Annotated in this window: 5 protein-coding genes; all 5 read right to left on the bottom strand. The window is 47.2% G+C overall.

Annotated features, from left to right (window positions below):
• Positions 1-100 precede the first annotated feature (100 nt).
• A complete protein-coding gene (locus ACYVAA_RS22045; RefSeq protein WP_460546064.1) occupies positions 101-586 on the bottom strand; it encodes a peptide-methionine (S)-S-oxide reductase in 486 nt (161 codons plus the stop codon).
• A gap of 6 nt (positions 587-592) precedes the next feature.
• Positions 593-1036: a peptide-methionine (R)-S-oxide reductase gene (msrB, locus tag ACYVAA_RS22040; RefSeq protein ID WP_460546061.1), complete on the bottom strand. Its 444-nt coding sequence runs from the start codon at positions 1034-1036 to the stop codon at positions 593-595.
• A gap of 231 nt (positions 1037-1267) precedes the next feature.
• Positions 1268-2011, bottom strand: coding sequence for a hypothetical protein (locus ACYVAA_RS22035; protein WP_460546059.1), 744 nt, complete (start codon positions 2009-2011; stop codon positions 1268-1270).
• 331 nt (positions 2012-2342) lie between these two features.
• Positions 2343-4163 (bottom strand): tetratricopeptide repeat protein, encoded by a 1821-nt coding sequence (locus tag ACYVAA_RS22030; RefSeq protein WP_460546057.1) that lies wholly within the window; start codon positions 4161-4163, stop codon positions 2343-2345.
• Complete coding sequence (locus ACYVAA_RS22025; RefSeq protein ID WP_460546055.1) at positions 4163-5572, bottom strand: FAD-binding oxidoreductase; 1410 nt, start codon at positions 5570-5572, stop codon at positions 4163-4165. Before ACYVAA_RS22025 ends, ACYVAA_RS22030 begins: the two co-directional genes overlap by 1 nt.
• Between the last annotated feature and the right edge of the window lie 133 nt (positions 5573-5705).

Genomic DNA, 5705 nt, shown 5'->3' with positions numbered 1-5705 from the left:
CCCATATTATGATCACGCCTCCGAAAAAGGAAAAGTAGAATGTCAACGCGTGGTGGAGAAATATGGCTTTGAACAGGCTGTAACAGATAAGTAGACGGTATTATCCGGATATCTTGTCGGCTTGGCTTTGCTTTATCGCCTCCAGTTTGGGGCGAATGTAACGAACACAAAAGGGCGCTTCGGGTCTGGTAAGGTAGTAGTTCAGGAATTCCTCCTTGTTAGGTTTAAATTTAACAAAGGGCAGGACCCTGGTGATGATCTTACCTTCCCAGTTATCCTGAAGGGATTTTATACTTTCTTCGGCTGCTAGCTGCTGTTCTTTGCTGAAGAAGTAAACTGCGGAGCGGTACTTTTTCCGCATGCTGTGGGAGGAGGTACAGCTGTGGGTGAGCAGATGGGCTTCAATCAACTCATGCTGGCTGATGAGCAAGGGATCAAAATGGACCACAACAGCTTCGGAAAATTCATCAAAGTCTCCTGCTGAGGCAATCCATCCCTGATCGACCTGCTCCACTTCTTTGATGGATTGGAATACGGCCTCTGTACACCAATGGCAGCCACCGCCAAAGCCTATTTTAAGCATCATTTGAGTTTATTCTACTTTCTTAAGAGAAACAGCATTGACACAATAGCGAAGGCCGCTCGGCTGGGGACCGTCCGGAAAAACATGGCCCAAATGGGCTTCGCAGGTATTACAGGTGATTTCTACCCTTACCATGCCAAAGCTGACGTCCTTGTGGTAGGCAACGGCATTGGCAGCTAGAGGCTGGGTAAAGGAAGGCCAGCCTGTACCGCTTTCAAATTTTTCCCCCGAATCAAACAATAGGGTTTCGCAACAGGTACATGCGTATTTACCCGGTTCAAAACGGCTGCACATCTCAGAACTATGAGCCCTCTCGGTTCCCTTTAAGCGGGTGATTTGAAATTGCTCTTCAGTGAGGAGTTCTTTCCATTCTTCCTCTGTTTTTTCCACCTTTTTGGCGGGAGTAGGATTGCCATGGTTGGCAAATTGAATAATGTCGTTCCAGTTTAGCATAATAGGATGTTTTACCGTTTCAGTTTAGCTGGATTGTTCTCCATGGACACCAACTCGACTTCTTTTCAGCGGAGGAAGTTAAGTAAAGGCAGCATGCCCTGGTTCGCTGGTATCCCTGCCTGTATTTTCTATACGAAGTAGCGCATTATTAGGGTCAGAACCAAATGGGAAATGGTGTTCACTCCACTTTCCCTCCAAAATGTTCCCTGTTTTTTGATGTATGTTAGGAAGCTAAAAGGCCATGGAAAGCAGCTTGTCCTCGCTCTTCTCCTGTGTGAGCAACATTTTATAATAAATATCGATGATAAAGGGAAGTCTTTCAAACCAAGTGGGGGCTTGGCCAGAAAGCTCCTTCAGGTGTTTTAAGGCGAGTAGGGAGGGGTGGATGTCACCGATTTTATATTTTGTCTCGATATAGCCCATGTACTTTTCATCTTCCTGTTTGGACTTGGCCAAGGCATACATGAAAAGACCTTTCCGGTTGAATTTCAGGCTAAGCAAGCTATCCTCATTATTGGGCCTGGCCGGACTGTTTTCAAAAAAAACAGGGAAAAGCGAAATGGTTTGTTGGCTCGCACTTAGCAGCATTGACTCCTCAGGGTATTCGATAGGGATGAGCTGGTCCACAGGGTATCCGGGATAAGAATCTTTTTCTGACTCGTAGATGTAGATGTCCTTTCTCAATCCACTGGATTCCATCTTATAAAGTACCCTTTCTATATCAGGGATTTCCTTTAAACTGATGGCTTTGTTTCGATAGACGTCAAGTAGAAACTGTGTTGATTTTTCCGATAGGCGGGGCAATTCGGGGTATTTGGCCAATAAAAATTGATCAAAAGAGGCTATTAATCCGTTCAGGGCTTCCATTTTTTCAATCCCAAGCTCAGTGCTGAAAACCTCAATGTCCTTATGTTCTGAGGTGCAGCATACGATCATTGTCAAAAGAAGTGAATAAATGATGTAAAGCTTTCTCATGGCTGCAGGACATAAATGGAACGATAACCTCTTGTAAATCAGTGGGTGTTTGAGATATAATATACGGAATTTTAGCCATGAAATCGTAGCGATTGGGCTTAAAATCTCCTAATATGATCCGCATTGATCGAGGAAAGCCTGTCGTTTTTTTGAGGCGAAAAGTAGAAATTTGAGTAATCCATCCCTTCGCCCAATAAACGTTCTGCGGAACTGGCAGGACAGTCTGTTCCATTTAAAGGATTCCGCCAATGCTATGGAAGCCTAGGCTTTGCTAGCTTAGATCACCTTGCTATCTTGCCCTGCATCATTATTTCCCAAAAATAAGGAAGGACTATTGGCTGATCCGGGAGCCTTCCAGTTTTACATCCGCATGTTTCCACGCTTCTTGCAGGGCCTTGTTTACTTTTTCTAAGGCCGCTGAATTAGCGGTATGCTCGTAAGCTGTCTTGAGTCCATGGAGCGCCCATCCGTTTTTCGGGAAGTTTTTAAGGTCCTCTTGGTAAGTGGCGATGGCTTCTTGAAACTGCCCACTGGCAAGCTGTACCGCTCCCAGATGGTGGCGGACGGAGAAAAACCAATCCGGCGGTTCATTATAATTTAGCTGGTCTTCGATGGCTACCGCTTCTCGGAGGAGGGCAATGCTGGAGGAATAATCGGCTTCGTTCGCCATAATTTCCGCCTTTAACACCCTTTGGGCGATTTGCAAAAGTTCATAGACAGAGTTGATGTCCCAGATGGTCAACTCCCTGAAGGAGGTGTCAGCGGCAAATGCCTCCAGCTTTTCCAACTCCATTTTGGCCTCTGGAAGATGGCCTTTCCCCAATTGGGCCATCCCTCTGGCATAGGCTTGGATTGCCTCAGGATAAGGAAGTGGAGCGTCCGCCGTGTTCATTTCCAATATTTTATCCCATTTTCCAAACTTGACATAAACATAGTAGGGGATGGTATAGTAGTGCTGCAAGGTGCCCCAGCCAGGTTCCCTCATGACCAGTTTATTGGTGTTTTCGGCCAATTTTTCAGCCCCTTCCAAGGCCCATCTGCTGTTTCCTTCCAATGTGGCTGTAGCAGCCATAAAATGATAGTTGTGCGGGAAATAGGCCAAAGGATAAGCTCCCTGTGCATGGCAGGTGGTGGTATAAATACTGTCAGCTTCCACCGCTCGGATATTGGCCAGTGTGCCTTTGTGGTATTCCCCGGTGCGGATATAAACATGGGAGGGCATGTGGAGCAGGTGGCCTGCATGAGGAACAAGATCATTGTCAAAGGCTTCGGCACTGCTATTGGCAAGCTCAGGGGTAAAGGAGGCTTCTACCGCATGGATATAAAAATGATGTGCTCCGGGGTGCTTGGGAGCTATTTGGAATACCTGCTCCAGGGCTCCTAGAATTTCCGGGGTCCAGGGCTTGGGCTGGCCTTCTTTGTCCCATAAGTCCCAAGGATGCTGGTCCATCAGTGATTCGGCATACAGTGCCGCAATGTCAGCATCCTCGGGGAATTGCTCGTGTACTTTCTTCATCGCATTGGAATAGGCCCTGTCCAGCTCCGCACGGTCTTCAGGAGCTTCCTTTGTATAGCGCTGGACCAAGGCATTGATCAGGGCTTTTTCTTTGGGGCTGACCTTTGCAGACAGCTCAAGGGCTTTCTGTGCTGCTTCATAGGCCCTTTCATAATTGTCTGCTTCCATGCCGGCATTGTAATTCGGACCGAGCACATAAGCATAGCCCCAGTAAGCCATGGCACATTCGGGATCAAGTTTGGAGGCGTAGTAAAAGGAACGGGCAGCCTCAGCGTGATTGAAGGCATAGGAAAGCACCAAAGCCTGATTGAAGTATTTCTGTGCCAAGGTATCGGTCGTACTGATGGGAAAGTGCAAAACCTCCATTCCATCAAATAGCGGGGCCTTATTGGTGGCATTGTACCACTCACTATCAGATACCAAGTTGCTGATCGCACAAATGGTGATGTTGGGAGGGGCGGACATCAACCGTTCCATCTTCCTTTCCCTGGATTTGCTACAGGCCAAAGAAATAATGAGCAAGAGGATGATCGCTATTTTCTGCATCATTTTCATAGAGGTCATCTGGTTGATTTGTGCAAGGTCACTGGTTTCCTCCCAGCTTATTTTTTTATCGTGCCTCTTTCCTATGGGCACTATCGGCCATTGGGTTTGATATTTTGGTTGACATGGAAGAAATTATTGGGATCATACTTTGTTTTGATGGCCACCAGCCTTTCATAATTTTGACCGTAGGAGGCTTTCACCCTGTCCTCGCCTTCTTCCATCATAAAATTGACATAGGCTCCGCCTGCGGAATAGGGATGGATGGCATCCCAGTAGTTTTTGGCCCAAGTGCTGATTTTACCTTTATTCGCAGGATCAGGATCCACCCCTACGATTACCTGGGCCCAATTGGCATTCCTATAGCCCCAAGCGGTATCCTGATCGGACTTTTTATGGCAAGCACCATTGATGGGGTAGAAATGGACAGTGGAGTGTGGGGTTGGAAGCAAGTGGGCATGTTGGATGTTTTTCGCAATCGCCTCATCGCTCAGTTCGTTAAGGAAGTCTGCTTTCCAGTACCATTGGAGGCCTTTGGGATACAAGGCATCAAAAACCGACTGAAGATTGGCATAAGGCATCGGTCCAACGTGTTCAAATGCGGGAGTTTTTAATTCCCTGAATTTATTGGTAGCCTTGTCGGAGTTAGCTTGTTCCCCTAGATTGCACCAGACCATGCCGCACATTTTTTTCAAATGAAGGTGTTCAGGAAACATGGGAACCGGAGGAACTGTCAAGAAGGCAAAGTAGCAATAGTTGTTGTTGGCGGCAGAGAGAATGAAATCCCTATAGGCCGGCATAATCACTTCCGCATCCTCCAAATGCCAGAGCATCGGTCCTGCGTTGACGGTCCCGGCTTCATGAAGCTGGAAAAGAAAGGAGGTGATCACCCCGAAATTGCCGCCTCCGCCGCGAATGGCCCAGAAGAGATCGGGATGGCTGACTTCACTGGCCGTTACCAGGGTGCCGTCTGCCAAAACAACATCGGCTTCAATCAAATTGTCGATACTCAGTCCATAGGCCCTGGAAAGATGCCCTATCCCTCCTCCCAGTGTAAGTCCCGAGATTCCGGTAGTGGAAAGGATTCCTGTAGGAACAGCTTTTCTGAAGTGCTGTGTGGCATGGTCGATATCCCCCAGAAGGCATCCGGCTTCAGCGCGGACGGTGTTTTTAAGGGGATCTATCCTGATGCCTTTCATCAGGGACAGGTCTATGACCAAACCATTTTCCACCACACCCAGGCCTCCGGCATTGTGTCCTCCCCCACGGATGGCGGTATCGAGAGATTGTTCCCGAGCAAAATGGATGGTACTGATAATATCGGCCACATCCCGGCATTTGACGATCATGGCGGGATGCTTGTCGATCATGGCATTGTACACCTGTCTGCTGCTTTCGTATTCCTCGTGGCCAAGGGTAATGACTTTTCCCCGTATGGAGCTGGTAAATTCCTGAAGAATTTTTTCTTGGATAATGTGGAGTGATGATGTCGTGGTTTGCATGTCAATTGAATTTTAAAGGTGAAAAAGAGGTAAGGGACTGTACTGATTAGGTATAAAAATACACTTTGATAAGTAATCAAGTCTACCTGTATTTATTCAAATATGATTAAAAATTGCTCACCGTCTTGGGGCC

The sequence above is a fragment of the Echinicola sediminis genome (assembly GCF_054777495.1).
Note: the sequence above shows the minus strand (reverse complement) of the source record. Positions and strands in the feature narration are given on the sequence as shown.